This is a genomic window from Bacillus sp. FSL R5-0712, from assembly GCF_038593285.1.
GTDB classification, from domain to species: Bacteria; Bacillota; Bacilli; order Bacillales; family Bacillaceae; genus Bacillus; species Bacillus safensis.
Genome location: NZ_CP151981.1, coordinates 2,449,886 through 2,475,779 on the forward strand (window position 1 = coordinate 2,449,886; position 25,894 = coordinate 2,475,779).

28 protein-coding genes and 1 riboswitch are annotated in these 25,894 nt (G+C 42.7%); of the genes, 7 read left to right on the forward strand and 21 right to left on the reverse strand.

Translation table 11 applies throughout. The annotated features are described in order from the left end of the window. Positions 1 to 13 precede the first annotated feature (13 nt). Together secDF and NSU11_RS12475 are read right to left on the reverse strand one after the other, a co-directional pair. Entirely contained in the window at positions 14 to 2,242 is a 2,229-nt protein-coding gene (gene secDF, locus NSU11_RS12470) for a protein translocase subunit SecDF (RefSeq protein ID WP_342493599.1), read from the reverse strand. A gap of 41 nt (positions 2,243 to 2,283) precedes the next feature. Then, positions 2,284 to 2,580, reverse strand: coding sequence for a post-transcriptional regulator (locus NSU11_RS12475; RefSeq protein WP_003216788.1), 297 nt, complete (start codon positions 2,578 to 2,580; stop codon positions 2,284 to 2,286). A 116-nt stretch (positions 2,581 to 2,696) separates the two neighbouring features. Between NSU11_RS12475 and spoVB the strand changes: the two genes are divergently transcribed. Next, entirely contained in the window at positions 2,697 to 4,247 is a 1,551-nt protein-coding gene (gene spoVB, locus NSU11_RS12480; RefSeq protein ID WP_056767987.1) for a stage V sporulation protein B, read from the forward strand. Between the two features lies 1 nt (position 4,248). Here spoVB and NSU11_RS12485 read toward each other — a convergent pair whose 3' ends face one another. Continuing rightward, complete coding sequence (locus NSU11_RS12485; protein ID WP_024423139.1) at positions 4,249 to 4,911, reverse strand: DUF421 domain-containing protein; 663 nt, start codon at positions 4,909 to 4,911, stop codon at positions 4,249 to 4,251. 152 nt (positions 4,912 to 5,063) lie between these two features. On the opposite strand from NSU11_RS12485, the gene NSU11_RS12490 reads away from it, so the two are divergent. Further along, positions 5,064 to 5,441 carry a TIGR04086 family membrane protein gene (locus NSU11_RS12490; RefSeq protein ID WP_024423140.1) on the forward strand — a complete coding sequence of 126 codons (378 nt, stop codon included), beginning with the start codon at positions 5,064 to 5,066 and terminating at the stop codon, positions 5,439 to 5,441. A gap of 48 nt (positions 5,442 to 5,489) precedes the next feature. On the opposite strand, the gene yajC is transcribed toward NSU11_RS12490, so the two are convergent. The 7 genes from yajC to NSU11_RS12525 form a co-directional block, all read right to left on the reverse strand. Further along, the gene (yajC, locus tag NSU11_RS12495) at positions 5,490 to 5,756 is read right to left on the reverse strand and encodes a preprotein translocase subunit YajC (protein WP_008360993.1); all 267 of its coding nucleotides are present in this window, start codon (positions 5,754 to 5,756) and stop codon (positions 5,490 to 5,492) included. A 47-nt stretch (positions 5,757 to 5,803) separates the two neighbouring features. Next, positions 5,804 to 6,949, reverse strand: coding sequence for a tRNA guanosine(34) transglycosylase Tgt (tgt, locus tag NSU11_RS12500; protein ID WP_025092430.1), 1,146 nt, complete (start codon positions 6,947 to 6,949; stop codon positions 5,804 to 5,806). 31 nt (positions 6,950 to 6,980) lie between these two features. Continuing rightward, complete coding sequence (gene queA / locus NSU11_RS12505; RefSeq protein ID WP_198457059.1) at positions 6,981 to 8,009, reverse strand: tRNA preQ1(34) S-adenosylmethionine ribosyltransferase-isomerase QueA; 1,029 nt, start codon at positions 8,007 to 8,009, stop codon at positions 6,981 to 6,983. A 34-nt stretch (positions 8,010 to 8,043) separates the two neighbouring features. After that, complete coding sequence (locus tag NSU11_RS12510) at positions 8,044 to 8,244, reverse strand: DUF2905 domain-containing protein (protein WP_012010741.1); 201 nt, start codon at positions 8,242 to 8,244, stop codon at positions 8,044 to 8,046. Further along, positions 8,237 to 9,241, reverse strand: coding sequence for a Holliday junction branch migration DNA helicase RuvB (gene ruvB / locus NSU11_RS12515; RefSeq protein WP_024423143.1), 1,005 nt, complete (start codon positions 9,239 to 9,241; stop codon positions 8,237 to 8,239). The genes NSU11_RS12510 and ruvB overlap by 8 nt, the downstream gene beginning before the upstream one ends. A gap of 11 nt (positions 9,242 to 9,252) precedes the next feature. Further along, complete coding sequence (ruvA, locus tag NSU11_RS12520) at positions 9,253 to 9,858, reverse strand: Holliday junction branch migration protein RuvA (protein WP_024423144.1); 606 nt, start codon at positions 9,856 to 9,858, stop codon at positions 9,253 to 9,255. 148 nt (positions 9,859 to 10,006) lie between these two features. Then, a complete protein-coding gene (locus NSU11_RS12525) occupies positions 10,007 to 10,507 on the reverse strand; it encodes an intercompartmental signaling factor BofC (protein WP_073979823.1) in 501 nt (166 codons plus the stop codon). Between the two features lie 239 nt (positions 10,508 to 10,746). Between NSU11_RS12525 and NSU11_RS12530 the strand changes: the two genes are divergently transcribed. Next, complete coding sequence (locus NSU11_RS12530; protein ID WP_149126424.1) at positions 10,747 to 11,391, forward strand: protein kinase family protein; 645 nt, start codon at positions 10,747 to 10,749, stop codon at positions 11,389 to 11,391. Between the two features lie 32 nt (positions 11,392 to 11,423). Here NSU11_RS12530 and NSU11_RS12535 read toward each other — a convergent pair whose 3' ends face one another. Beyond that, entirely contained in the window at positions 11,424 to 11,606 is a 183-nt protein-coding gene (locus NSU11_RS12535) for a hypothetical protein (RefSeq protein ID WP_008342761.1), read from the reverse strand. Between the two features lie 191 nt (positions 11,607 to 11,797). Here NSU11_RS12535 and NSU11_RS12540 point away from each other — a divergent pair, with 191 nt between their 5' ends. Next, the gene (locus NSU11_RS12540; RefSeq protein WP_167364625.1) at positions 11,798 to 11,944 is read left to right on the forward strand and encodes a hypothetical protein; all 147 of its coding nucleotides are present in this window, start codon (positions 11,798 to 11,800) and stop codon (positions 11,942 to 11,944) included. A gap of 35 nt (positions 11,945 to 11,979) precedes the next feature. On the opposite strand, the gene thiC is transcribed toward NSU11_RS12540, so the two are convergent. Next, a complete protein-coding gene (gene thiC / locus NSU11_RS12545) occupies positions 11,980 to 13,740 on the reverse strand; it encodes a phosphomethylpyrimidine synthase ThiC (RefSeq protein ID WP_149126423.1) in 1,761 nt (586 codons plus the stop codon). 125 nt (positions 13,741 to 13,865) lie between these two features. Next, positions 13,866 to 13,974: riboswitch (TPP riboswitch) on the reverse strand. A gap of 235 nt (positions 13,975 to 14,209) precedes the next feature. Between thiC and NSU11_RS12550 the strand changes: the two genes are divergently transcribed. Beyond that, a complete protein-coding gene (locus NSU11_RS12550) occupies positions 14,210 to 14,842 on the forward strand; it encodes a LysE family transporter (protein ID WP_024423148.1) in 633 nt (210 codons plus the stop codon). 45 nt (positions 14,843 to 14,887) lie between these two features. Here the strand turns inward: NSU11_RS12550 and NSU11_RS12555 are convergent, their stop codons facing one another. From NSU11_RS12555 to nadB, 5 genes are all read right to left on the reverse strand, one after another. Continuing rightward, positions 14,888 to 15,505 (reverse strand): YhcN/YlaJ family sporulation lipoprotein, encoded by a 618-nt coding sequence (locus NSU11_RS12555; protein WP_024423149.1) that lies wholly within the window; start codon positions 15,503 to 15,505, stop codon positions 14,888 to 14,890. 334 nt (positions 15,506 to 15,839) lie between these two features. Then, positions 15,840 to 17,111, reverse strand: coding sequence for a SafA/ExsA family spore coat assembly protein (gene safA / locus NSU11_RS12560; RefSeq protein WP_149126422.1), 1,272 nt, complete (start codon positions 17,109 to 17,111; stop codon positions 15,840 to 15,842). Positions 17,112 to 17,242: 131 nt separating this feature from the next. Further along, complete coding sequence (nadA, locus tag NSU11_RS12565) at positions 17,243 to 18,352, reverse strand: quinolinate synthase NadA (RefSeq protein ID WP_025092436.1); 1,110 nt, start codon at positions 18,350 to 18,352, stop codon at positions 17,243 to 17,245. Continuing rightward, positions 18,339 to 19,202, reverse strand: a complete 864-nt coding sequence (nadC, locus tag NSU11_RS12570; protein WP_025092437.1) for a carboxylating nicotinate-nucleotide diphosphorylase — start codon at positions 19,200 to 19,202, stop codon at positions 18,339 to 18,341. Before nadC ends, nadA begins: the two co-directional genes overlap by 14 nt. After that, on the reverse strand, positions 19,184 to 20,758 hold the full coding sequence (gene nadB / locus NSU11_RS12575) for an L-aspartate oxidase (protein ID WP_149126421.1): 1,575 nt from the start codon (positions 20,756 to 20,758) through the stop codon (positions 19,184 to 19,186). Before nadB ends, nadC begins: the two co-directional genes overlap by 19 nt. An 85-nt stretch (positions 20,759 to 20,843) precedes the next feature. Here nadB and NSU11_RS12580 point away from each other — a divergent pair, with 85 nt between their 5' ends. Next, positions 20,844 to 21,995, forward strand: coding sequence for an IscS subfamily cysteine desulfurase (locus NSU11_RS12580; protein ID WP_342493600.1), 1,152 nt, complete (start codon positions 20,844 to 20,846; stop codon positions 21,993 to 21,995). Positions 21,996 to 21,998: 3 nt separating this feature from the next. Beyond that, positions 21,999 to 22,541: a transcription repressor NadR gene (locus tag NSU11_RS12585; protein WP_024423154.1), complete on the forward strand. Its 543-nt coding sequence runs from the start codon at positions 21,999 to 22,001 to the stop codon at positions 22,539 to 22,541. A gap of 24 nt (positions 22,542 to 22,565) precedes the next feature. Here NSU11_RS12585 and pheA read toward each other — a convergent pair whose 3' ends face one another. From pheA to NSU11_RS12605, 4 genes are read right to left on the reverse strand one after another with little or no spacing between them, the layout of a single operon-like run. Continuing rightward, positions 22,566 to 23,444 (reverse strand): prephenate dehydratase, encoded by an 879-nt coding sequence (pheA, locus tag NSU11_RS12590; RefSeq protein WP_024423155.1) that lies wholly within the window; start codon positions 23,442 to 23,444, stop codon positions 22,566 to 22,568. An 18-nt stretch (positions 23,445 to 23,462) separates the two neighbouring features. After that, the gene (locus NSU11_RS12595) at positions 23,463 to 23,906 is read right to left on the reverse strand and encodes an ACT domain-containing protein (RefSeq protein ID WP_008342790.1); all 444 of its coding nucleotides are present in this window, start codon (positions 23,904 to 23,906) and stop codon (positions 23,463 to 23,465) included. A gap of 55 nt (positions 23,907 to 23,961) precedes the next feature. Beyond that, a complete protein-coding gene (gene obgE / locus NSU11_RS12600) occupies positions 23,962 to 25,248 on the reverse strand; it encodes a GTPase ObgE (protein WP_024423156.1) in 1,287 nt (428 codons plus the stop codon). Positions 25,249 to 25,269: 21 nt separating this feature from the next. Further along, positions 25,270 to 25,863, reverse strand: coding sequence for a sporulation initiation phosphotransferase B (locus NSU11_RS12605; RefSeq protein WP_024423157.1), 594 nt, complete (start codon positions 25,861 to 25,863; stop codon positions 25,270 to 25,272). Positions 25,864 to 25,894 lie beyond the last annotated feature (31 nt).

Sequence of the window (25,894 nt, forward strand, 5' to 3'; positions counted from 1 at the left end):
CAGTTTTTCTAGATTAAATATCTTGATCTGTATCTATCTTAGCTGGTTTTTTCAGCTCACGGCCTTTCCACATCAGCCAAATTTGTGCCGCGATATAAAGGGATGAATACACCCCTGTTAATAAGCCGACAAGTAAGGCGATGGAGAAGTTTGTAATCGACGCCGATCCGAAGATAAGCAGTGCGACAACAACGACAAGTACAGTCAGCACCGTATTGACAGATCGCGTAAAGGTTTGCTGTAAGCTTAAGTTCACAATGTACGATAGATCTTCAATGGTTTTCGGTTTGCGTTTCTTCATTTGCTCACGAACCCTGTCGAAGGTAACGATCGTATCGTTGATCGAGTACCCGATGACCGTGAGGATCGCGGCAATGAAGGTGACATCCACCTCTAGGCGCGTAATACTAAAGAAGGCCACGATAAAGAATGCATCATATAGCAGTGAAATAATTGCCGCAATCGCCATCTTATACTCAAATCGGACAGATACATATAAAATGATCCCGATGGAGGCAATGATGACGGCATATAGCGCATTACGTGCAAGTTCTTTTCCTACAGTCGGAGACACTGTACTTACGTTTGGCTCCGTTCCGTATTTATCTTTGAAGTAATCTTTCACTTCAGCAATCTTTTCTTTGTTCGGCACACCGACAAATCTCGCTGCTGCCTGATTCTCTTTTTGACCCGATAACACGACACTGTCTGTCTCAAGGTCAAGCTTTTTAAAGTCTTGCTCGACTTGTTCAGTTGACAGCTTGTGATCACTTTGAATATCAATTCTAGTTCCACTTGTAAAGTCAATTCCCGCATTCAGCTTGAAGATGGAAAGAACGATGATTCCCGCAATGGTGATAGTAGCTGAGAAAATCATAAATCCTTTACGTTTGCTGACGAAATCCCACTTATCAAATGGTGTTTTTGGCTCGGTGGTTTCTGTTGTCTCATGGATGTTCATAATGTCTTTTTGACGAACACCAAACCAGCCTTTTCTCCGGTCAAGATAGCGGCTTTCAACAAGAAGACCGAGAAGGAATCTTGATAGGAAAACAGCTGTGATAAAGCTTGTTAAAATCGAGAGGATGAGCATTGTTGCAAATCCTTTTACAGAGCTTGTCCCGAAGAAGAACAGCACTCCGCCGGCAATAATACTTGTTAAGTTAGCATCAAAGATCGTCGCAAATGATCTGCGGTTCCCTGATCTGAAAGCAGAACGGACTGATTTGCCGAGCTTCAGCTCTTCCTTGATCCGCTCATAAGTAATAATGTTGGCATCGACAGCCATCCCTACCCCTAAAATGAGTGCGGCAATTCCAGGCAGTGTCATAACCGCGCCCATCCAGTCAAACACTTGCAGCGTAATGTAGATATAAGCTGAAAGTGTGATGACAGCTATAAGACCAGGTAATCGGTAATAAAACAGCATGAATAAGAAGATAAATGCGATTCCTACTATTCCTGCGAACACTGTTTCGTTCAGTGCTTGTTCACCAAACTGTGCACTCACAGATGTGGAATATTTTTCTGTTAATTTCACTGGCAATGCCCCGGCATTTAAAATACTCGCAAGGTCTTTTGCCTCTTGGACAGTAAACTTTCCTTCTATTTGTACGTCACTGCTGTTAATCTCTTGATTCACATTTGGTGCAGATACATACTTGTGGTTTGATTTTGAGACTTCTTTTTTGAAGGAATCTCCTTTGTGGTAATCAAGCCAAATGACAAGCTGATTATTTGGTGCCATCGCTGCTACTTTTCTTGTGACGTCACCAAATTTTTTCGCATCCTTTAGTTTAACCGTCACAATTGGCTCATTCGTTTGACTGAATGTTTGTTTTGCACTGTTTTCGACTAGGTCAGCCCCGTTAAGGAGTTCTTTATCATTCGTATCTCTGAAGGATAGCTGCGCTTCAGTGGAAAGAATTTCCCTTGCTCTGTTTTGATCTTTTACCCCCGCAAGCTGCACGCGGATACGGTTGTTGCCTTCAATCGAGATGTTCGGCTCACTTACACCAAGCACGTTCGCTCTTCGGTTAAGAGCCTCCACAGTACTAACGAGAACACTATTTGTGATCTTGTCCTCTTTTTTCACTGGATGTACTTCATACAGGACTTCAAATCCACCCTGTAAATCCAGCCCTAGCGTCATATCTTTCGCAACAGGCTTTGTCAGTAAGCCCACGCCAGTTCCGATTAACAGAACCACTAAGAAAAACGCAAGAATGCGCCCTTTTTTCATTATGTATTTCCTCCTTAAACACCTAAATCCATTAAGATGGCTTATTTCAACAGTTCATCAAGCATATTCTTGCCATCTTCACTGTCCAAAAAAGCAGACGTTTTAAACGACTGAACGGTTGCATAGTTCATAAATTCGCCTATTTTCACAGATAAAATATCTGCAACCATTTCATGAATCGGATACTCTTGTTTTTTCTTCCACTTCTTATTCTCTAAGTATGACCATAATTCCTCTAAATCTACATCTTTATAGCCCAAAACGATGAATTCTTCAAGCTTACTGAACAGAAAAGGCTTTAAATGGTCTTTGTAAATAGCAGCTGGGTGTTGTGTCATTGCGTAGCTCCCCCTTTTCAGTTTTTTATCGAGAGACTTGTCATGCTTGGACGATATACACGCATATCTTATTGTATATGATTCTATGTCGTTTGAGAAGGCAGGTGATCTGTGATTTGACGAAGCAAACGTTTTTAAAGGGGACCATTATTTTAATTTTAGCAGGTTTTATCACGAGAATATTGGGTTTTGTCAATCGAATTGTCATTGCGAGGTTCATTGGCGAAGAAGGGGTCGGGCTTTATATGATGGCTGCACCAACCTTTTTTCTCGCCGTGACGCTCACACAATTCGGACTGCCTGTCGCCATTAGTAAGCTTGTCGCAGAAGCAGAAGCCAGGGGTGACAAACAGAAAACAAAACGTATTCTGGTCATGTCCCTTGCGATAACAGGAACACTCAGTCTGATTTTCACGCCGCTCTTTTTATGGTTTGCGCCCATCATGGCAGAAAATATGCTGACAGACCCTAGAACGGTCTATCCACTGCTGGCTATTACACCTGTCGTACCAGTCATCGCCATTTCCAGTGTGTTAAGAGGCTATTTCCAGGGCAGACAGCAAATGAGTCCGCTTGCGATGTCTCAAGTTCTGGAGCAGGTCGCAAGAATTTCTCTAGTGGCGGTATGTACAACGGCTTTCCTTCCTTACGGGATTGAATTTGCGGCAGCAGGTGCGATGGTGTCATCTGTGATTGGAGAGATGATTTCCCTTGCTTACTTACTGATCGCCTTTCGCTATAAAAAGACCATTCGTATTCGAAAACGATTTTTTAAAGCGATTCATGACGGGAAGGACACATTTAAACAGCTGATGAGCATTGCCCTGCCAACAACAGGCAGCCGTTTTATCGGGAATATTTCGTGGTTTTTAGAGCCGATCGTTGTCGCGCAAAGTCTTGCTATTGCTGGTTATGCGGCTGTAGAGGCGACAAGACAGTACGGGGAGTTGACCGGGCTTGCTCTGACCCTTTTGACACTGCCTAGTTTTATTACGTATTCACTCTCCACTGCATTAGTTCCGGCGATCAGTGAAGGAATGGAGCAAAACAAACGTAAAACGGTCGAATACCGCCTGAAGCAGGCGATGCGCCTATGTTTACTCAGCGGAGGCATTTCATGTATTATTCTTTTCGTTTACGCCGAAGATTTAACGCTCTTTATGTATGGTTCATCGCACGCGGCCATTTATGTGAAATTCATGGCGCCATTTTTCCTTCTATATTATTTTCAGGGGCCCCTTCAAGCCGTGCTTCAAGCACTCAATTTAGCTGGTGCGGCGATGACCAACAGCCTGATTGGCGCTATTGTAAAAACAGGGATGATTTTTGTTCTTGCTTCACAGCCAGGCTTTGGCATTATGGGCGCTGCACTTGCGATATTAATCGGTATCATCCTTGTCACACTGCTCCATGCGGCAACTGTTGGAAAGGTGCTGCCTATTCATTTACCATTAAAGGAATATGGACTATGCGTCCTTGTGATTATCGGTACAGGTGCTGTCAGCCTTTGGCTGAAATCTCAAGTAAATGGACTCTTTTCTGCTCCTATTGAACTTGTGACGCTCATTTTTGTTACGTGCACGCTGTATGTCATTCTATTAATCTGCCTAGGTCTAGTGAAACGAGAAGAGCTGCGCCGCATCCCGTTCATTGGGAAGCTGTTTTAGCTCATCTCTTTTTGATCACTTCATCTTTCAAATCAATATAAAATGTTTTTTGATTAAAGCTGCAGTAAGAGATTTGTTCGATATCATGATAGCCTCTTTTAGCAAGCTCATCTTTCAGCCACTGTTCATTTTGATTGATTTGCTTTAGGTGGTCATGCTGCACCACACCATCCGCAACAAGTGGAAGCTCAAGCGCTGCATGTTTGCGCTTGTTTTCTTTTTCGACGACGGCGAGCTTTCCAGACGGCTCTAAAATGGCGTAAGAGACATCCTGAATGCTGTCGATGTTATTTTCTCTTAATTGAATGAGCAGGTCATCAAAATTGTATCGCTGTTTTCTCATTGCACCTTCGTCTATTTTCCCATTGATGATAAGCAGGGCCGGTTTTCCGTCAAGAAAGCGCCGGACACCTTGAAATTTTAATGAGAGGTAGGCAAGTGTGATTTGAATGAAGGTTAACAGCAGGATTGGCCATACCGTATGTAACATGTTATCCTCTACTTCTTCTATGGCGAGAACCGCAATTTCTGCGATCATCATAAAAATGACTAGATCTAAAATGCTCAGCTCGCCAATTTCCCTTTTGCCCATTAAGCGAAATATAAACCAGATAAGAAAATATAAGATGATGGTTCTCATGGAAATGATCAAGATGTCCTGCATGTGATGTAAACCCTCCTTCTCCAACATAGCTTGTGTCAAAACACTTTATTTATGTAGAAAAGAAACGTCTGAAACATGTCTATTTTTTCTTCACTGTGAATACATTTTAGTAAAAGACAAGCTTCGTTCAATTGGAGAGGAGACGAATCTACATGCAGGAAACGAAACAAATTGGAAAAGGCATTTTATCCGGCTTAATTGCCATTTTTATCGTGATGGTTGTCACCAGTTTACTTGTGTCGCTCATGCTTACATTCACAAGTATGCAGGAATCATCATTTAAATGGATGATTATGATTTTGTCCTTTGCTGCCCTTTTATTAGGAGGCATCATTTCTGGCGGGAAAGCAAAGGAGCGCGGCTGGCTGATTGGTGCGGTCACATCTATCATTTTTTCTCTCACTGTATTTTTATTTCAATATTTGGGGTTTGGAAAAACGTTTTCACCAGAGCAGTTTATCTATCATGGAGCATTTTTAGGCATTTGTATGCTGGGGGGAATGATTGGCGTCAATCTTCGAGGCAAATAAAAAAAGAGCGGTCATATCGCTCTTTTTTTATGGCTATGTATCAGAGGATTAGCCTTTGTCAGCTAATTCTCTAATAGCACGACGATCGAAAGTTAAACGGTTGTTTTCGCTTGTTTTGATGACCACTTTTGATTCATCAATTGAGTCGATTTCACCGTGTAAACCACCGATTGTGACGATTTTATCGCCTTTTGATAAAGATTGCTGCATCTGACGCACAGCTTTCTGTTGCTTTTGCTGTGGACGGATTAACAAGAAGTAAAGCACAGCAAACATGACAACAATCATAATGATTGAACCCATACCACCATCCATTCTATTTCACCCCTTTCTAAAGCATTGTAAAGCCTTTCGTTTATGCGTTAAAAGTTTTTCGCATTCGGTTTGTTAAAGCCGTAACGCTCAAAAAACTCTTCTTTAAAATCACCTAAACGATCCTCACGGATAGCTTCTCTCACTTGCTCCATTAATTTTAACAGAAAATGAAGATTATGATAAGTTGTTAATCGAATTCCGAACGTTTCATTTGTTCGAATTAAATGTCTAATATAGGCGCGTGTATAGTTTTTACATGTATAGCAGTCGCAGTTTTCATCGATTGGTCTAAAGTCACGCTCATATTTTGCATTTTTCACAACAAGACGGCCTTCACTTGTCATTAAGGTACCGTTTCTTGCAATTCGCGTCGGCAGTACGCAATCAAACATATCTACACCGCGAATGGCGCCGTCAATTAAGGAATCTGGTGAGCCGACACCCATTAAGTACCTCGGTTTGTCTGCTGGTAAGAATGGTGTTGTAAATTCAAGTACACGATTCATCACATCTTTTGGTTCCCCTACAGATAAGCCTCCGATGGCGTAGCCTGGGAAATCAAGTGAAACAAGGTCTTTTGCACTTTGTTTTCGAAGCTCTTCGTATTCTCCGCCTTGGACAATTCCAAACAGCCCTTGATCTTCAGGACGCTGGTGCGCTGTTAGACAGCGCTCTGCCCACCTGCTTGTCCGCTCCACAGAACGTTTCATGTAATCGTACTCTGCAGGATACGGCGGGCATTCATCAAATGCCATCATAATATCAGAGCCAAGTGCATTTTGGATGTCCATCGCTTTTTCAGGAGATAGGAACAGCTTGTCTCCGTTTAAATGATTACGGAAGTGAACGCCTTCTTCTTCAATTTTTCTAAATTCACTCAATGAAAAAACTTGGAATCCGCCTGAATCAGTTAGAATGGCTCGATCCCAGTTCATAAATTTGTGCAGACCGCCTGCTTCTTTTACGATATCGTGACCTGGACGGAGCCATAAGTGGTACGTATTGCTTAAGATGATGCCTGCATCCATTGCCTTTAATTCTTCAGGCGCCATTGTCTTGACTGTAGCCAGTGTACCTACTGGCATAAATACAGGTGTTTCAAAGGAGCCGTGCGGTGTATGAACGCGGCCAAGACGTGCACCTGTTTGTTTGCATGATTTAATGAACTCATAACGTATCGGTGATTGCGACAAAAATGAGCCCTCCTGTCTTCGTTGTATAATGTTATTGAATCAGCATGGCATCGCCAAAGCTGAAGAATCGGTATTCCTCTTTCACAGCCTCATTGTACGCTTTTAGTACGTGCTCTCGTCCAGCTAATGCGCTGACAAGCATAATTAACGAGGATTTTGGCAGATGGAAATTCGTGATCATGCCATCAATTGCCTTGAATGTGTAGCCAGGGTAAATAAAGATCGACGTCCAGCCGCTTGAGGCTTTGAACGCACCATCATGTGCACTTGCAATGGTTTCAAGCGTTCTTGTCGACGTTGTGCCGACTGAAATAATCCGTCCGCCTTCATTGCGAACGCGATTAAGCGCATCAGCTGTTTCTTCATTCATTTCATAAAACTCTGCGTGCATTTCGTGTTCTTCAATACGTTCTGCACTTACCGGACGAAACGTGCCAAGCCCTACGTGCAGCGTAATGAAAGCAATGTGTACACCTTTCGCTTTCAGCGCATCCAGCAGCTCGGTTGTAAAGTGGAGACCGGCAGTTGGCGCAGCAGCGGAGCCAACCTCTTTTGAATAAACGGTTTGATAGCGTTCACGGTCGTCAAGCTGCTCTTTAATATATGGAGGCAGCGGCATTTCACCAAGGGATTCAAGCACTTCATAAAAAATGCCTGTATATTGAAACTCGACTTTTCTTCCGCCATGTTCCATTTCCTCTGTACATACAGCTTGGAGCCGTCCATCACCAAACGTGATAACCGTCCCTTTTTTCACCCGTTTGGCTGGTTTGACAAGTGTTTCCCATTTGTCTCCTTCTTCTTGTTTCAATAGAAGAAGTTCAACTTTGGCACCTGTATCCTCTTTCATCCCAAACAGACGTGCAGGCAGAACGCGCGTGTTGTTTAGAACGAGACAATCACCCTTTTGAAAATAATCGATGATTTGTGAGAATGTATCATGTGTAATCGCACCCGTTTGTTTGTTTAAGACCATCAGTCTTGATGCATCTCTTTTTTCAAGCGGCACTTGTGCAATTAATCTTTCTGGTAAATCAAAATCAAATAGTTCTAGCTTCATTTCCTTCACCTATTCTGTAGTTAACTAGTTAACGTTATTTCATCCGTCCAAAGATATTCAGTAATATGGTCAGTACGATACTAATGACAATGCATGTAATGACAGGAAAAAAGAACGTTACATTCCCTTTTTTCACAAAAATATCACCTGGAAGCTTACCAACCAATTGAAACACTAATCCTGCGGCAAAAAGGACACCACCTAAAATCATTAATATTTTAGGGAATTCAGTCACGAATCGGAACCTCCATTTGAAAATGTTCATACGCTTCTCTTGTGACGACCCGTCCTCTTGGCGTTCTTTGCAGGAAACCAATTTGCAGTAAGTACGGTTCGTACACATCTTCAATCGTATGTGATTCTTCTCCAATTGTCGCTGAGATCGTATCAAGCCCAACAGGACCGCCTCTAAATTTTTCGATCATACTTAAAAGGAGCTTATGGTCTATATGATCGAGGCCTAGCCTGTCGACTTGAAGACGCTCAAGGGCATCTTCCGCAATGTCCTGCGTAATGGCATGGTTCCCAAGCACCTGCGCAAAATCTCTTACTCTTCTGAGCAAACGATTGGCAACCCTCGGTGTTCCCCGGGAACGTCTCGCAATCTCTTCGGCAGAGCGAATGTCGATCCCAATCTCAAACAGCTCGGCTGTTCTTGCCACAATGTGAGCCAAATCTCTTTGCTCATAGTATTCCAATCTTGCATGTACCCCAAACCTATCACGAAGCGGCGCTGTTAACAGCCCGACACGAGTCGTTGCACCTACAAGCGTAAATGGCGGTAAATCAAGCCGTACAGAGCGTGCTGTATCTCCTTTTCCAATAACAATATCTAAACAAAAATCCTCCATTGCCGGGTACAGCACTTCTTCTATTGAGCGCTGCAAGCGGTGAATTTCATCAATAAACAATACATCACCTGGCTCAAGAGATGTTAAGATGGCCGCCAAATCACCAGGACGCTCAATCGCTGGTCCTGACGTTGTACGCAGCTGAACATTCATTTCATTGGCAATGATCGACGCAAGCGTTGTTTTCCCAAGTCCAGGAGGCCCATATAAAAGGACGTGATCAAGCGTTTCCTGCCGCATGCGGGCAGCTTCAATAAATACGCTGAGGTTATCCTTTACTTTTTGCTGACCGATATATTGGCTAAGTGTCTGTGGCCGCAGACTTTGCTCAATGGCTGATTCATGGTTGTCTGCTTCAGTTGAGACGAGCCGTTCATCCATGAGACATCACCCTATTTCAACATTTTTTGTAATGCTTTTTTCACATATTGATCGGTTGTAAGATTCTTTTCTTCTTTTAATAATGGAAGAACCTTTTTGATTTCACGATCACCGTATCCAAGGACACTTAAGGCTTCAAGCGCTTCATCTAATGCAGTTTGCTGCGTTTCGACCTGAATGTGGTCCTCGTGATTAAATAAGTTGCCAATCATTTCTGGCACCACATCTGCCAGTTTTCCTTTTAGATCCAGAATGATTTGACGTGCTGTTTTTTTGCCCACACCAGGGAATTTAATCAGGAAGGCTTCATCTTCACGCTCTATCGCTGAAATGACAGCGCCAGGATCACCGGAAGCAAGAATCGCGAGTGCACCCTTTGGCCCAATTCCTGTGACATTTAACAGTTTTGTGAACAGCGCTTTTTCTTCTCGTGTTTGAAAACCGTATAACGAAAAGGCGTCTTCCTTTATGTAATGATACGTATAAATCGTTTCTTGTTTATTTACTCGATAGATAAACGGGTTTGGGGTATAGACTTGATATCCCACTCCGCCGTTTTCAATGACAACATATTGCGGGCACACATAATCAATGGTCCCTTTTACAAACTCTATCACCGTTTTCACCTCTTTGACTGTTCTTCATTGTAACATAAATCGAAGAGAAAACCGCAATAAAAGTTAACATACGTTCGCTCAGTACATTTTTATGATGAAACCACGAAAAACAGCTTGCGGTCTTCACACCAGCAAGCTGTTACACGCTTTAAAACGATATTTCATTTCGATAAGGCTTCATGACTTCAAGCACATGCTCAAATTCATCCTTTGTTCGAAAAGGAATGCCTTGCTCAAGCTGCTTTTCCACATGGCTTTCTAAACGGGACGTATCAATTTGAAAAAAGAGATGAATAGGCTCCGCCCAGCCGTCAGGCCTTCCATGAAACGTAGAAATCACACCGTCCTCTGATAATCCGATATATCCATTTGCTTTACTTAATGGAGAAATATCATCAATTTGCTTTCTAAAAAGGGCAAAATCCTCTTTTTGTTCTACCAGCGTCCAGCCTTTATACTGCGCCCAGAATGTGTCTTTATCTTCTAATGATGCCCGGTGTCTTTCAATACTCACATCGCCGTCTAGATAGACTTTTTCAAGCTGGACGGTAATAGAGTTTGACTGCTTTTGCAAGTGTTCTTTTCCTTCCATATCCGCAGCGAAAAAAAGCACACTTGTCATGATAAGTCCTGTAACGAAACATTTCATCTTCACTTTCACTATTTACACCTCTTTAGAACATGAGATCGATGCATGACATATGTAGTTTGACCCATTTTTCTAAACATTAACCAAATCGATGATTCAAATGTATGTTAAGAGTCTTTCGTTGTATCCTTCATTCGTAAATGTTATGTTTTATACAATCCATTGCTTTATCGAATGACACGGTTTTTTCATCATTCGTTTTTCAGCCGCATAAACTGAAACCAAAGAAGGTGAAGTCAATGTCAGATGTCAAAAGATTAGCCGAATCGATTCAGTATCATGAAGAGAAACGTTTTCATAAGCTTTCCTATAAACCGGCAGAGCTTGAACTGTGCGGCAAAGGAAGAAGTGCCTATGTCTTTTTATACAAAAAAGACGGCAAGAAAATGGCACTAAAAGTCTTTTTCCCTTCTTATCAGCATATTGCCCGCAAAGAGGCTGCCATTTACGAAAAACTTTCTGGTTCGTCTTACTACCCTGAGATTTATGAGTCTGGGGATCAGTATATTTTAATGGAATATATTAAAGGCTACACATTCTATGAATGCCTTACAAAAGGAATTCCTATTAAAAAACAAATGATTGAACAAGTCGATGATGCGCTGGAGGAAGCGCGTGAGAAAGGATTGAATCCTTCTGATATTCATCTGCGCAATCTGATCTTAACAAAAGAAGGGCGGATCAGGGTCATTGACGTTGCCAGGTTCACGCAAACGAAAGCATGTCATCAATGGGATGATTTAAAAGCCGCTTATGCCTATTACCAAAAACCTTTTTTCCCTAAAAAAGCACCGCGTCTGTGGCTTGAAGTCATTGCTTATTTGTATAAAAAGAACTGGCTGTCCCGCGGGCAGCTTAATAATCGAAATGATTTTTCTGCATAACGAAAGCCGCTCTATCTGAGCGGCTTTCTGCGTTATTCTGTTTCTACATGGATACTATTGACGTTTAATAGGTTAATGATTTCATTATTCAGCTTAAACCAATGATTGGCTTCTTCAATTTTTTTATACACATCATAGGTAGCTGGACGTTTGAGCTCGAAATCAAGCACTTCCCCATTGTTCATATGAAATGTTACCTTAAATACTTTCATCATAAGATCACCTTCCACTCTTCTTGTTCGCTGGTCAAATAGATCAGCTCTTTTCATTCATTCTCTATTGAACTCGTTTCCCCTCCTTGTTTCCATTCAAACCCAAGAAGTTTAAATTTTGTTTAAATTCATACAAAACATCTATCTCTCAAATCTGCAAAGAAGTATATTGGTTAAAAAGGAGGCTGCCCTTGATGAAGCAGAAAAAGAAACGAACATCTCCAGAAAGAAAAACAGTCTTTTTTCATTTAACAGATGCCCTCATTCCGAGTGTGGACATGATGGCATATGCAGCAAAGGCATTTTTTCACCTTTTAAGAAAAGCCTTCTCAGCCGTTTGATAAAACCCCGCACAGCATCGTGCGAGGTTCTTTTTTTAGGGCTGATAAATTTGACTTCCCTGGCTGACAAACTCCTTCGCCTTCTTTTCCATCTCTCTTTTCACTTCTTCAGATTGATTGCGGATATCATGAGAAATTTTCATACTGCAAAACTTCGGTCCGCACATCGAGCAAAAGTGAGCGGTCTTAGCGCCTTCGGCAGGCAATGTTTCATCATGGAACGCCAAGGCTCTTTCAGGATCAAGTGACAGGTTAAATTGGTCCCGCCACCTAAATTCAAATCTCGCTTTCGATAAAGCATCATCGCGCTTTTGAGCCGCAGGATGTCCTTTTGCTAGATCAGCCGCATGTGCGGCAATTTTATAGGCGATCACGCCTTCTCTCACATCTTCTTTATTCGGCAGACCTAAATGCTCTTTTGGCGTTACATAGCATAGCATGGCTGTTCCGTACCAGCCGATCATGGCCGCACCGATGGCGGATGTAATGTGATCATACCCCGGCGCAATATCTGTTGTAAGAGGCCCTAATGTATAAAATGGGGCTTCCTTGCAAATGTCCATTTGCTTGTCCACATTCTCTTTAATTTTATCCATTGGCACATGACCGGGCCCTTCAATCATCACCTGCACATCATGTTTCCAAGCGATCTCTGTTAACTCACCTAACGTTTCCAGCTCTGCAAACTGCGCCTCATCATTGGCATCAGCAATCGAACCTGGTCTAAGTCCATCTCCAAGAGAAAAGGCGATATCATACGTTTTCATAATTTCACAAATGTCTTCAAAGTGTGTGTAAAGGAAATTCTCTTGATGATGAGCAAGACACCATCTTGCCATAATCGCACCGCCTCTTGAAACAATTCCGGTTACCCGATCGACTGTCAGCGGAATATATCTTAATAGCACGCCCGCATGAATCGTGAAATAGTCTACACCTTGCTCTGCTTGTTCAATTAATGTGTCTCTATACACTTCCCACGTCAAATCTTCTGCGACTCCATTCACTTTTTCAAGGGCCTGATAGATAGGAACGGTTCCTACTGGGACTGGGCAATTCCGAATGATCCATTCTCTCGTTGTATGAATATCCTTTCCAGTAGACAGATCCATCATTGTGTCTGCCCCCCATCTGATTGCCCACGTCATCTTTTCTACCTCTTCATTAATGGATGATGTTACAGCTGAATTGCCAATATTCGCATTGATTTTGACATGAAAATTCCTTCCGATAATCATTGGTTCACTTTCTGGATGGTTAATATTCGAAGGAATGACGGCTCTTCCGCTCGCTACTTCCTCTCTAACGAACTCAGGGCTTAGCTCTTCTCTTATTGCGATAAACTCCATTTCAGGCGTAATGATGCCTTTTTTGGCATAATGCATTTGCGTCACGCACGCTCCTTGTTTCGCGCGGAGCGGCTTATGATGAAAATCAGTTTGGACAGAATGGAAGGACTCCTTCTCCCTTGACCGATATCCGTTATCTTCCGGTTTTACATGACGCCCTTCATAGCTTTCTGTATCTCCTCTTTCTTCTATCCATGCTGCTCTAAGACGCTTTAATCCTTTTGTGACGTCAATATGAACGTTCTCATCAGTGTACGGTCCACTCGTATCGTATACACGGACTGGTTCATTTTTTATGTCGCCCGCCTCTGTCACAGTATGTGAGAGTGCAATCTCTCTTTTCGGCACTAAGATATCGGGCCTTGATCCTTTCTCATACACCTTTCGGCTGCCGTCAAAGCTGGATAATAATGATTGGTTGGATGGGACACTTTTCTTTTCCTTCATTTGCTGTTCTCTCCTTTTCTTCTTGTCACCGGACAGGATGGAATCAGCACCAGCAAAAAACCAGGCTCTATTTAAAGAACCTGGTTTCGTCGTCAGAAATAACATGCATATCATTGATAGGATACATGCATCATCTTTAACTTCCCCACGCTGGTACGAGCCAGATCAGGTCCAAAGGGTTAAGAAGTTTATGCTTCTCTCTCAGCCCATTTACGGGCACCCCTAGTCACTTTTATTGATTTCCACATCAGTGTAGCATAGAGACATCATGAAGAAAAGAAGATCCAGGAAAATAGTTCCTTTCCCCTACAAGCGTTATGGATCATGTTGATATACAGTCTTCTATACATCATCTATCTCTATCATTTCAATAAAATCTGAAATAAACATTGATCCTTTTCTCCTATTATGTATAATTAATCTAAACGGAGAATTTTTATACAATTTGTTCAAAGGAAGTTCTAGTCGATTGCAAACATTTCTCACATTTATCGTCGTAGGATTCTCAATTGCTCTGCCTGTTGGAGCAATCACGGTTGAAATGACAAAACAGGGACTCAAAAACGGATTCTTTCATGGTTTAACTGTCGGAGCAGGCGGTATGACCATAGACTTATTACTTATTTTAGCTTTATATGCTGGATTTGCTCAGTTTTTATCTTTGCCGTTTGTTCAAATCCCGCTCTGGCTGATCGGAGCTGTATTTTTAATGATTCTCGCATACGATTCCATTAAAAATGCGGATCAAGATATCCATTTAGCAGGAGAAAAGGTCAATAAATCATTCGCAAAAACATATCGAAACGGCTTGCTCGTGGCGGTATCTCCTGGAAATCTTGTGTTCTGGGTTTCTGTTTTTGGTGCTGTACTTGCGGATGCGTATACAAAAACAGATTCATCTGAATTTATGCTGGCTGCCGGCGGTATTTTGGCAGGGATTCTCCTTCATGACATCGGTCTTCTCACACTTGTATCCTTAACAAGAAAAGTGATGAATCGAACGATGATCAAGTGGACATCCATTATTGCTGGTATTTTATTACTAGGGTTTGGCTGTTATTTCTTTTACGAATTTTATATAGGCATCAAGGTTTATTTTTAAGAAAAGGCTAAAGTTCGTAATGAACTTTAGCCTTTTTGTGTCAAACTATCGGGTCATGCCTGTTTGGCCTGTTTCAAATTGCGTTCTTCTCATGTCTCTAAAGCGTGTGAATGCACCTTCATCTTTTATGACTTGGACTGCTCTTCCATCCGCATAACGAGTCGCTGCTTCTTCTACTTGTGATACGCCTTCTGACGTCAGGCGGCCATCTGATTTAATGGCAATATACACATTCTCATCCGTCACCATGACTTGAGAGTCTGCCACGTGATTCATTTTATTGATGCGGTTGGCAATTTTTCTTGAACGCTGGATGTTCTCTTGTTTATCGTAGCCTGAGAACGACATTTGGTTATGATAGTTCATATCTCCATGACTGTAGCGTCCATCTCCACCTGTGAGAGGCATTCGATCATCAGCTTGAGGACGTGTACGGTAATCAACATTTGTTGTATTTCTCCCGTTCATTCCCTCCATGAGTTCAGAAACTGGTCCTTGATGATCTTGGTTGTTGTCTTCCGCTCGTTGATTCGAATGATAACCAACCGGCTGGCCTGATTGATTATGACGTGTATCGACACCTGCGTTATTATTTGCACCACATGCCGTTAAACCAATAGGAAGAAGCACTAATGCGATTGTTTTTTGCCATTTTTGTCTCAAACGAAAAACCCCCTGTACAAATTCAATCTCATGAGCGCGAAACAGGCTCTGTTTTAGCATGTACAGTTAGGAAAAAAATCAAGCTGTCAGTTATAAACAAAAAAAGGAACGATTGAGATCGTTCCTTCTGATTGGTGACAAATGGCTAAAATGTTTTTGATTTTAGCCATTTGTCTTCTTTTCAGCGTAATAGAAAACCTTTGCAGCCCTAGGAAGGGCGAGCACCGGAACGGAGCGAATTTGACATTCGTGAGTACCGGCGCGCAGACCTGACACCGAATGCGAGGGTTTGTCTACACGCTGAAAGGAACGATTGAGATCGTTCCTTCTGTCATTAATCTTCTTCTTCTTCCTCCGGCCTTGCAAAAACGGATTGACCTGGATATGGCTGCATGTAAGGCTGAGCTGGATAAGCCCCCATTTGGCCATAAGGAACAGGATTCGGATAATGTCCCGGCCAAGGCTGATGATGCTTCATGCCATCATCGCATCCGCAATCTTCCTTGCCATATGCTGCATTTGAAACGTTTGGAAAAAAGCCTTGATTTGCGTTGGCATTTGCATTGGCGTTTGGATGCGTATGGTGATGCCAGTGATGTCCGTCGTTTGCATGGTGCTCATGATTTTCTCCGTAGTAAGCAGGCGCTTGATACGCAGGATAATAAGGATGAGCCGGGTATGGATATGGCATCATATGATGGTGATAATATGGATGGATAGGATAACATAAGCCCGATCCAGGTAAAATTGGCGATGCCGGCACCATTTGCTGCGGATATGGATATATCGCCGGCATGTAATGACCATGACCATAACCAAAATAAGGATCATATGGTTCATGATGATGATGCTGGTGATGATGCTCGTTATTTTCAGCCACTCCCCCTACCGCTGCCCCTCCCACATTTGGCATTTGCGGGAAGTTAGGAAGGTTCGGATAATTGCCATGCTCCATGTCTTTTCCCTCCTCTTTTTGATGCGGAATATGAATAAACGGATCATACCCCTTTGCCACTTCATCTTTTAGATGACCTTTATTTTCATGATGAAAATGGTCCTTGTGATCTTTATGTTCCTTATTTTCATGATGGACATGACCCTTTTGATCTTTGTGGTCTTTATTTTCATGATGAAAATGATCCTTGTGATCCTTTTTGTCATGAACATGATCTTTCTTCTCCTGAACGTGATCTTTTTTCTCGTGATGATCTTTTTTGGGAGGAGGTGTGAATGGCTGGTAGAGATTGGTCTGATAATAGTTCACATCCACTTGCGGAAAAACTGGCTGCTCGATTTTTGGCACTGGCGGTACATATGGTACCGGTTCATTTGGCTTTTCCTTCGGTTTCGTATCTTGCACTTGCACGACATCTTTTGGCTTTTCTTTCACATACGGATGTTCTTTCGTTTTTGGCATTTCTTTTGCTTTGTGATGATCTGTTTTCACAGGAACACCACTAGATGGAATTTTAATCTTCATACCCGGCATGATTAAATCAGGATTACTGAGCTGTGAATTTAGTTTTTTCAATTCTTGAAAGTCGACTCCGTATTTCTTTGAAATTTTCCAAAGGGAGTCTCCTTTTTGCACAATATGAATTTTCAACGTTTTCCCCTCCTATGCAAAACGTGAACGTAACGGTTATGTCAGAAGTACAATATGTTTCAACATAAATTTATGCCTATTTACAAGCCGATATGATAAAAACTTGTTTTCTGATAGGAGGGGCTGATTCATTATTTAATGGCGAGCATTTTCTCGAGTGCAAGCAAAGCGTCTTTCGTGATGTCTTCATTGACCTGTATCAACCCGGCCGGCTGACCCTTCTCAATGCTTTCCAGTGACCATAACAAATGAGGCAAATCAATCCGGTTCATAGTCAAACATGGACACATATCTGGGTTAAGGGATTCAATTTGTTTATCTGGGTGCTGCGCTATGATCCGTTTGACTAAATTCATCTCTGTACCAATCGCCCATTTGCTTCCTGCTGGCGCCTGTTTGATCGTATCAATAATAAATTTCGTTGAACCTGCTAGGTCAGAAGCCCTTACGACCTCATGCGTGCATTCAGGATGGACAAGAATTTGAATGTCACGGTCTTTTTTTCTCATTTCTTCTATATTCCGAACGGTAAACTTCTCATGTACGGAGCAATGGCCTTTCCATAAAATCATCTTGATCCGGGAAAGCGGCTGATCGGTGATAAGCTTTTCTTCTATCTGATCCCACACAGCCATTTCTTCTAGAGGAATCCCTAAATCAAATGCTGTATTACGCCCTAGGTGCTGATCAGGGAGAAATAGAATCCGCTCTTTTTGTGTCAGCGCCCACTCGAGTACTTTTTTAGCATTTGATGAAGTCACTGTTGCCCCGCCATGTTTGCCAACAAATGCTTTAATGTCTGCTGTTGAATTGACATACGTAAGCGGAAGTATTGTATCCCCAAACAAATTAGTGAGCTGCTCCCATGCTCTGTCTGTTTGTTTCATATTTGCCATATCTGCCATGGAACAGCCTGCCCTCATATCTGGCAATACAACGCTCTGATTCTTGTTTGACAGCATATCTGCCGTTTCTGCCATAAAATGAACACCGCAGAATACAATGTATTCAGCCTCATGATTGTCAGCCGCTATTTGTGCCAGCTGCAATGAATCTCCTGTTGCATCTGCAAATTCAATGACCTCATCCTTTTGATAATGGTGGCCTGGTATAAAAAGCTTTGAACCAAAAGCCCGCTTAATGTCTAACACTCGCTGCTTCATCTCATCATCAGAGCGGTGTTTATATTCATCTGGCATCATGACTGCATGTTGATTGGCTAATACATTAAGCATGGACATGAGTTGTTCCCCCTTTATGACTGAATTCCATATTCATACTAAAATCAAATGCTGGAGCAGAATGTGTCAGAAAACCAAGTGAAATAAGGTCGACTCCTGTCCCCCTGTAGCTTGGCAATGTCTCTAGCGTGATGCCTCCTGAAGCCTCTGTCAGAATGGACTCTGGCGTCATTTGTTTAAAACGTTTTACCTCTTCTGGAGAGCAGTTATCAAACATGATGACATCCGCTTTTGCATCAATGGCTTCTATAAGCTGCGTTTCTGATTCAATTTCCACTTCAATTTTCACCATATGACCGGCATATGCTCTTGCTTTCTCTACAGCTTCACGAATAGAACCGCATGCGGCAATATGATTATCTTTAATCATCACCCCATCCGATAAGCCAAAGCGATGATTCTTTCCTCCGCCTGTCTTCACTGCGTATTTCTCTAACATACGCAGGCCGGGTGTCGTTTTTCTCGTATCACAAATCGTAATAGACGGGTCGCCTAATCGCTGCACCGCCTCATGTGTTAAGGTTGCGATACCTGTCATTCGCTGCAAAAGATTTAAAATGACCCTCTCTCCCTTTAATAAGTCGTTGACTGGGCCCTTTATTTTCGCCAGTACAGCGCCTGAATGAATCCAATCACCTTCTTGAAAATACAGCTCCGTTTGAATCTGTTCATTCAACAGGCGGTACCCTAGATCAATCACTTGTGATCCTGCCAATACACCAGATTGTTTCGCAATGATAAAAGCTGTTCCCTTCTTGTCTCCAAAGATGGCATCTGCTGATACATCTCCAAAGCCAATATCTTCTGTGAAAAAATGAGTGAGCATTTGTTTTAACTGTAAACGTTCCATTTGGCACCGATCCTTTCATTTTTCATAATATGAATGTGACCTTTTTCATGAACAATCTGCCTGCCCCGCCACAACGCATCGCTCCGCTCTGGATAATCCATTCGATAATGGCCGCCTCTGCTTTCTGTACGGAGTAATGCAGATTTGGCAAGGCAAACCGCTAATGCCCATTGATTGCTTAATTCGATCTGTTCATTTGTGATATCCTTCACATTAATTTGCTGAAAATTGACACGCTGTAACGAATGGAGTAAAGTCTGCAAGCCTTTTTCATCTCTCACAATGGCCGCAAATGTGGTCATCCATTGTCTCAGCTGAGATGTTGAAATCATTGGGACCATCCATATTTCTTGAATTGAAAAAGGGGGACTTGTTTCTTTCTGTTTAGGCAGTTGTTCAATTCTCTGTGCCGCTTTGCTGCCTAACACGAGACCTTCCAGAAGAGAATTACTCGCCAATCGATTCGCACCGTGTAAGCCAGTACAGGCCGCTTCTCCAATGGCAAATAGCGCTGGAACAGTCGTTTCTCCATATTCATTGACGCTGATGCCGCCCATTAAAAAGTGCATACCGGGGGAAATTGGCAGCCTGCCGCTTTCCATATCGACGCCTGCACGCTGGCACATCTGAGCTATGGCCGGAAAACGAGCTGAAAAATGCGGGATATCATGGATGTTAAGATACAATTGATGACCTAATTGCTGCTCATGAAAAATAGCTCTAGCGACCACATCTCTAGGTGCTAAATCAGCTTGTGGGTGAATACCTTTCATGATCCGTCTGCCTGTTTCATCTTCTAAATAAGCTCCCTCTCCCCGTACTGCCTCTGAAATGAGGCCAACTGCTTTTCCAGCGATTGTTAAAAGAGTTGGATGGAATTGAACAAATTCGAGATCCACTAATTGTGCCCCGGCTCGATAGGCCATCATCAGTCCGTCTCCTGTTATAGAAGGATCATTTGTGTTTGTCTCATATAGGGAGCCGCAGCCGCCAGTTGATAAAACAACGGCATCTGCGGTCATCGTATGTACGTGTCCTGTCTCGTCTTTCCATACAACACCCGTACATGTCCCTTCATGAATCAATAGATCAATGACATGATGATATTCGTATAAATGAATATGTGAGCCGAGCTGACTTTTCAGAAACTGTACAAGGGTTTTACCTGATTGATCTCCTCCTGCATGCAAGATGCGATGAGTGGTATGTGCTCCCTCTTTGCCTAATTGCGGCTCTCCTGCCTCATCTTGATCAAATGGACAGCCTTCTGCTACGAGCTGCTCCACAAGGTGTTTTCCAAGTCTCACGATTTCTTGTACCGCTCTTTCATCATTGTGATCACAGCCGGCAGCTAGTGTATCTTGCACATGCTGCTCAGCTGAATCATGTGCTGAAAAGGCAGCAGCGATTCCTCCTTGTGCCAGCATGGAATTACTAGATGAACATTGTTTTTTTGTCATCATAATGACCTGGCAGCTTTTCGAAATGGTTTTTGCAAAGGAAAGCGCTGCAATGCCTGATCCCACCACAATGACTTTTTTGATTGATGACACCATTGCCCCTCCTGTCATTTACACCTGTCTTGACACATATCATTACACAACACTAAAATAAATACAAGAAAAAATTTTCACACGGGAGATGGATGGGTTGGTTTATTTAGATTACGCAGCTTCTACACCTGTTTCAGAGGAAGCGCTGCATGTTTTTGAGCAGCTAAGCAAAAATTTCTACGGAAATGCAAGCAGCCTTCATGATGCTGGGGGAAAAGCAAATGACATATTGACTTACAGCAGACAATCACTCGCTGCCATGATCGAGGGTGAACCGGATGGGATCTATTTTACAAGCGGTGGAACTGAATCCAATCTCCTTGCGATTCAATCGATCATCAATGGACTGCCAGCACATCAACAGCATGTCATCACAACTTCAGTTGAGCATCCTTCTGTTCATTATGCAGTTAGCAGCTTAGAGCGTCTTGGCGTAAAAGTCACGATCATTGAACCGAATCAGGATGGAATCATAACAAAGGACATTCTCAAAAAAGCATTATTGCCTGAAACAGGACTAGTATCTATTCAGCATGCTAATTCAGAAACAGGAATTATCCAGCCACTTGCTGAATTAGCGCCTCTTTTAAAAGAAAGGAACATTCTTTTTCATACAGATGCTGTGCAAACATTTGGAAAGATTCGTGTGTCCATCAAAGAACTTGGAGTCGATGCTGTGTCCATCTCAAGTCATAAAGTGTATGCTCCTAAAGGTGCTGGTGCCGTTTATATGGGCGCACATGTTCCTTGGAAACCTTTATATAGAGGTGCAGTTCAGGAAAATGGCTTACGTCCAGGGACAGTGAACGTTCCGTGTATCGGTGCTTTTACTGCCGCAAGTGAACAAACGATGCTTAGGCTGGATGAACAGCAAAAATTAGATAAGCAGCTGCGTGATTATTTTCTTCAGCAGTTAAAAATAAGACAGCTGCCAGTTCGTACGCTTCAGGACAATGACAATCGCCGCACGCTGCCTCATATTATTGGTTGTTTTTTTGAAGGGTTTGAAGGACAATATGTAATGTTAGCATGTAACCGGCATGGGATTTGTCTATCTACTGGAAGCGCATGTGCTTCCGGTTATCACCATCCTTCCCCTGCTGTGAAGGCATTGCGTGTATCAGATCGTGATGCCCTACAATTTATTCGACTATCATTTGGATATCAGTCATCAAAAGATGACATCGATCAGCTTTTGCATACATTTGAGCATTTGCAAAAGGAGAAGAAGGGAGCTTAGGACGTGGAGCAAGAGAGGAAACTCATTGGTGAAGAAAGAAGAAACGCCATTTTAGAGTGGCTGAAAGAAACAGACACACCGCTTACTGGAAGCTTTTTAGCTAAAAAGGCGGCTGTCTCTCGGCAAGTCATTGTACAAGATATTTCATTATTAAAAGCAAAAAACGAACCCATTATTGCCACAAGCCAAGGCTATGTGTATATGGCAGCGCAGCATGCGCCAGAAAGAGAAATTGAACAAATCATCGCCTGCAAACATGATCCTGCTCGAACAGAAGAGGAACTGACCTTGATTGTAGACTTTGGAGTGACGGTGAAAGATGTGATCATTGAGCACCCTGTTTATGGTGAACTGACGGCCTCTATTCGCGTCAGCACACGGAAACAAGTCGCTGATTTTGTCCATCATATTTCTAACACCGGCGCGTCCTACTTGTCAGAACTAACAGACGGCGTGCACCTGCATACTCTCACTTCTTACAGCCAAAAACAGCTTGACCAAGCCATTCAAGCGCTGGATGATGCTGGGTTTTTAATAAAAGACTAAAAAAATAGTGTCCTGCACGGGACACTATTTTTCATTGGTTAATTCATATGTTTGATAGCTGCCAAGCAGCTTGACCTCACAGCCAATCGCTTCTAATTCTTGAATCGCACCAGGGACGAGGACATCATCCATTTCTTTTTCAATGTCAATAATAAATAAATAATGTCCAAGGCCTGTTTTTGTCGGACGAGATTCAATTTTTGACAAGTTGAGATTCCGCCAAGAAAAAGCAGACAGCACGCGGTGCAATGCGCCTGATTGGTCATCCTTAGGCAGACTGACCACAATGGTCGTTTTTGGCTTTGATGAGAAACCAGAATTCATTGGGAACGATGCGTTAGGATCTTTATGTAAAATCACAAAGCGTGTATGGTTGTGCGGATAATCATGAATGTCTTTTTTCGCAATCGTCAAACCATACGTTTTTGCGGCAATTTCATTGGCAATAGCCCCGACAGCTTCATCTGGATGCTCACTGATGTATTTTGCTGCATAGCCTGTTGACTCCACTGGCCGATGAGGAATATGAGGATACTGCTTTTTCAGAAATTGATGACACTGGGCAATCGCGTGAGGATGCGATTGAATGACATCTAACGTCTCCCAGCTCTCCGCTCTTGATGGGTGGACAAGCAAATGCTGCCGAATTGGTGCTGTCATCTCCCCCACAATGGACAGCGCTTCTTCATGAATTAAATAATCAATCGTTAAGTTCACAGAGCCTTCGAGTGCATTTTCAAGTGGAACGACCGCCAGATCGACTTCGCCCTTTGACACAGCATCCATACATTGCGGAATCGTTGCATAGGCACGCTGCACCGCATCTTTTGGAAAACAAGAGCATACGGCCAAATGAGTAAATGTTGCCTCTGGTCCAAAATAACCTACAGTTAATTGCTTCATCTGCTATGATCTCTCCTTTTACGCCCCAGAACCTAGAATTTCGACTTTTTCGACAAATTCAAGCTTTCTTAATTGATTCATGACGGTGTTGATATCATCTGCCATACCAGCTGTACTAATCGATAGGGTAACATTCGCTCTTCCTTGCAGCGGAATCGTTTGGTGAATGGATAACACATTACAGCCAGAGTCAGCCACAATTTGAAGCAGTCTTGACAGAGCCCCAGACCGGTCTTCAAGGTGGAAAAACAATGTGATGATCTGCTCTTTCACCATTGTATAAAATGGAAAAACAGCATCTCGGTATTTATAAAAAGCACTGCGGCTTAAATCCGCTTTTTGAACAGCATCGGCAACTGAATCCGCTTTTTTGCGATCGAGAAGCTTTTTGACTTCAAGCGTTTTTCGCATCGCATCTGGAAGTACATCCTCTCTTACTAAATAGAACGTTTCTTCTTTCACCTGTTTTCTCCCCTTTTAAAAACGGGAGAGCCCATGGTCTGGACCCTCCTGTTGATCAATCAATAAATTCGAATTCAAATTCAAGCAGACGAATGATGTCGCCATCTTTTGCACCGCGCTCACGCAACGCATCATCGACACCCATTCCGCGCAGCTGTCTAGAGAATCGTTTAACAGATTCATCTCTTGAGAAGTCTGTCATCTTAAAGAGACGCTCAAGTGCTTTACCCGTTAAGACAAATGTGCCATCAGGATCTCTAGAGATCTCAAATGGTGCATCGCCTTCATCAAACCTGTACATCACGCGATTATCCGACAGCTCCTCTTCATTATAGAGCGGGAATTCCGGTGTTGTTTCAAGCTGATTGGCGATTTCAAATAAGAGCTCACGAAGCCCTTCTCTTGTGATCGCACTAATCGGGAACACTTTATAGTCATCCGTTAATTTTTCTTTAAATGCCTCTAGATTGTCAGCTGCATCTGGCATGTCCATTTTGTTCGCAACAATGATTTGCGGACGCTCAGTCAATCTCATATTGTACTGCTCAAGCTCTTCATTAATCGTCACATAGTCTTCGTATGGGTCACGCCCTTCAAGTCCAGACATATCAATGACATGGACAATGACACGTGTACGCTCAATATGACGTAAAAATTGATGACCTAAGCCAACGCCTTCGTGCGCTCCTTCGATCAGTCCTGGCAGATCCGCCATAACAAAGCTTCGGTTATCGTCTGTTTCAACAACCCCGAGGTTCGGTACAAGCGTTGTAAAATGATAATCCGCAATTTTTGGTTTCGCAGAAGAGACAATCGAGAGCAGCGTTGACTTCCCGACACTTGGGAAACCAACAAGTCCAACATCTGCAAGTACTTTTAATTCTAAGATGACGTCACGTTCTTTACCTGGCTCACCGTTTTCAGACAGCTGTGGTGCAGGGTTTGCTGGTGTTGCGAAGCGTGAATTCCCACGTCCGCCACGTCCGCCTTTGGCAATGACAGCCCGCTGCCCATGCTCTGTCAAGTCAGCTAGTACTTGTTCCGTCTCTGCATCTGTCACAACCGTACCCGGCGGAACTTTGACAATCATTTCTTCCGCATTTCGGCCATGCTGGTTTTTACTCATTCCGTGCTCGCCGCGGTCAGCCTTGAAATGGCGCTTATAACGAAAGTCCATTAACGTTCTAAGTCCTTCGTCTACTTCAAATACAACATCTGCACCATTTCCGCCGTCACCGCCTGCTGGACCGCCCTTTGGTACATATTTTTCACGACGGAACGCCACCATACCGTTTCCGCCGTCACCGCCTTTAACATACACTTTAACCTGATCTACAAACATAACTTCCTCCGTTTCTCTGCATCACATATCTCGTTCTTGCCTCAAACAAAGCTCAATCATGGACTCATGAGGCGTCACATGAAATTGCGTTATACTCATACATGGATAGTTTGCGTCATGAAACGCATTTAACGCATCCAAACTTGTTAATTTTCCTTTGAAATCAAAATATAAGATCACATCATTTTCTTCATGATCTGTTTGGAAAGTGACCGTTAAATGATTTTCAGTTTTTTGACAAACTGATTGATCGAATATCGAAAACAACTCCTGTGATACCGTTAGCAGCTGCGATTCATATGCTGATAAGTCTCGGGTTTCACCAAGCACTTCATATTCTAAGGTGATAAAATGCGACTCCCAATTAAATGTTAGAAAGTAATAGGCCAATTGGGGAATTTTTAAATTTGAGAGTTTGGATTCATGCTGTGCTTCAATGACCATTTCTTCTATAATTTCAAACACGCGGTCATATTTTTCTAATGTCAAGTTGCCTTTGATCAGCTGTAATTTATTCATCCAGTCGTGTCTTGAACGACTGAGCAGATAGATCAATTCATTTGTTAATGCAACGTGAGTTAATTTTTCATTTTCTTTACTTGGTATCTCTTCCATTATCGCACTCCCAATCGTTTGGTCTCTCTTT